The sequence below is a fragment of the Microvirga massiliensis genome (assembly GCF_001006805.1).
GTDB classification, from domain to species: Bacteria; Pseudomonadota; Alphaproteobacteria; order Rhizobiales; family Beijerinckiaceae; genus Microvirga; species Microvirga massiliensis.
Genome location: NZ_LN811362.1, coordinates 105,508 through 108,321 on the forward strand (window position 1 = coordinate 105,508; position 2,814 = coordinate 108,321).

Consider the following 2,814-nt stretch of genomic DNA (forward strand, 5'->3'; position numbering starts at 1 on the left):
GTAACAGCAGCCCGTGCGGCTCATCGAAGGCTTGGCGTCGATACAGGCCAGCTGCCGGGCATAGGCCTCGGCGGCATATTGGCTGCCGCGGCTCGCCCTGCTGAGGTTCACCCCGAAGAGGTTCGCCTCGTCCAGGACCGGAATCGCCTTGGCCCGCTCTGCTAGGGTTCGCTCCATCAAGGTTCACCCCGCGCAGGTCTGCCTCGCGGAGGTCCGGAGTAATGCCGGGATTCGCGCGCTGCCACGCGTTCCAGGCCTCCACCCCCTGCTTGAGCAGAGCGAGGTGCTCCTCGTCAGCCATGCGCGCCCTCCGGGTTCGGAGCCGGTTCGCCAGTGTGAGCCGTGGCCCGGGGCCCGGCAGCCGCGGGGGCCCCGCGCGCCGGCGGGGGCGTGCGAGAGCACACGCGGTTCGCAGAAGGCCTCGACTATGGAACGAGTTTAGGAGGGGTTATTGTTGCAGGAGGCACCCGACCTCCTCCGAAAACCTCGCCGTAGTGCGATGCCAATCTGGCTTGAGCAGAGCTTGATCACGTCTCGGCATTTGGCCGAGCCCGCAAGACCCCTTCCGCCCCTCCACGAAGGCATCGCTTACGCCCTCTGTCACGCTGCATGAAAGGTCAAGCTCGAGCTCAGGCAATCTCGACCCAAGGGGTCGTGGCAACCGACCTCAAGGACTGACAACCTCACCGCTCGAACGCCTCGCTGTAGCAGGCGTCGCTAGCCATCTTGGTCTTCTCCTTGAGGCTCACTTCGAGATCCCTCACGCCCGCCATGATGCCAGGCTTGAAATCGAGTCGCGCTTCAAGCTCGGCATAGGTCAGGACGTCGGCAATTCGGGTTGCATAGCAACCGCAGTAGTTTCCAAGTACATCCTCAGATAGTTCCGAATTCGTCTTCTTGCATCGCTTGATCGTCTCGGCAACGAACTCATCTCGTTCCTCGCCTGAATGAACATAGGGATGGGAGTTCTCCATACGGATTTGATTGACCGCCATGGCAAAAAACATGAATGTCCCGATCGTCAGGAACGCCAGGGACGAACGCGCAAAGGTTAATGCGTTCAGCGCGAGCTCCCTCAGGAGCTGACCGCTTGGTACGATTGGCGACGGCGAGATGGCTGGGCGGTTCCGCGACACGTCGAGGATTGCAAGGGCGGCCTGGTCGAGGCACGCCTCATAGGTCCAGTCGTTACGCTTTCCGCCACAGATGAGAGTCACTCGGCCTTCCGGAAAAATAACTGACCGCAGGCGCTCAAGTGCAAGACGGAAAGGAAAATCCAGGCCTGCCATCCTGTTCGCAAGAAAACACAACCGCGCTTCTCGCTCTTGGCTGTCTACTGGGGGCAGGAGCAGCACGAACTTCGGCAGAAAGCCGTGCTTCACTACAGCGTCGATCTCCCAGGCGAGCCCGTCGGACTCAGCTGCGACGGCAACGATCATACAAGCTTGCCGCATCAACCCGACCACCTGGTTCTGCCAGTCCGAATCTATCGTGTAGTCCCGGGCGGCGCCGAGGGGTGCGGTTTTGTCCCTAGCCCTCGGATCACCGATCGCTCGAACAGGCCCATAACCCCATAGGTGGTCCGTCACCACCTCCTCAAAGGAAGCACGCACCAGTCTCTCTGGTAGAATCCGGCCGTTCGTGGTCCTCGCCCACATCCGAAGCGCACTGTCATCATTGAAGGACCGGAGATACAACACGACCGGCCGCGGATCCTTCTTGGCGAGCGCGCTGCCCGGGAGCAAAGCTTTTCGTCTTGCTCGTCGATAGATTCTGACTCCCCAGTAAATAGAACCGAAAATGATGGACCATGTACCCAATATGTATCCAGCTAAGCGCGCAGAGTCGGAAAAAAGCTTGGTCTCTTGTGCGATCTGCGACAGCCATAGAAAGAGAAGCGGCAACGGAGACAGAAGGACAAACAGCACGGCACCTAAATTCACGTTCACGAAGCGCGGGCGAACCTTCACCCTGAGGCCTTCTTCCCAAGGATGCGCCCGAAGGTCGGCCTCTCCGGCGGCTACCATGGCCGACCGATGGCGGATCACCGCAACCAGGCCCAGCGCGAGGAATAGAAGAGGCACGCAAAAAATAAGAGAGCCAAGGAAACTGTAGGTGTCCAAACCATTCTTGAATGCCTTCGGGAATGCGTCGAATGAAACAAAGCCGAGCCACAACAATCCCCATACGGCAGCGGCAGCCGCGGCGCGGACGCTCCCTGATCGCAAACGCTGGGCGACCAAGTTTGCCGACCCAGGCAGGAGCATGGCGCACAAAAGCGCAGGCAAGAACTCCAAATAACCATACAAGTCGAACAGCAGCGTAACTGCCGAAAGCAATCCGATGACCTTCAGCGATTTCGCCGCGCGACTCACCCGCTGGCGCAGTCTCACAGTATCCGACACGTCAATCTCTGTGACGGGGCTTGCCGATCCGGCTTTTTCCGAAGTCATCATGATCCGAGATCTGGAAATCCCGTGGTCGAGATCGGACGAGCATTGGCGACGCGCCGGGTCACGGTCGCGAGAGCATCGCCAAGTCTACGGTGCGAATGCTCGTTTGCCGCACGTGAAGTTCGCGTGGAGGTTAGCCGCTCTCTTGCCACGTCAGTAATCGGAGTTGGCCTTCGTCCGAGGCCATGCAGCGGCAGAGCAGCGATCCAGGCATCCACCCCCTGCTTCGGTAGGGCGACGTGCTCCGCGTTGGCCATGCGCACCTCCGGGTTGCGGGCTGTTGTCCAGTGTGCGCCGCCGCCCGGGGTTCGGCAACCGCTTGGGTTCCACGCGTGGGCGCGTGCGTGCGGGACCACATGAT

At 60.5% G+C, this 2,814-nt stretch carries 1 protein-coding gene; it reads right to left on the bottom strand.

The annotated features are described in order from the left end of the window. Positions 1 to 683 precede the first annotated feature (683 nt). Complete coding sequence (locus BN1233_RS31445) at positions 684 to 2,456, bottom strand: hypothetical protein (RefSeq protein ID WP_046867609.1); 1,773 nt, start codon at positions 2,454 to 2,456, stop codon at positions 684 to 686. Positions 2,457 to 2,814: the final 358 nt, after the last annotated feature.

What these genes read in the sequence shown, in the direction of transcription:
- BN1233_RS31445 (WP_046867609.1), bottom strand. Translation starts at nt 2,456, where the DNA reads ATGATGACTTCGGAAAAAGCCGGATCGGCAAGCCCCGTCACAGAGATT.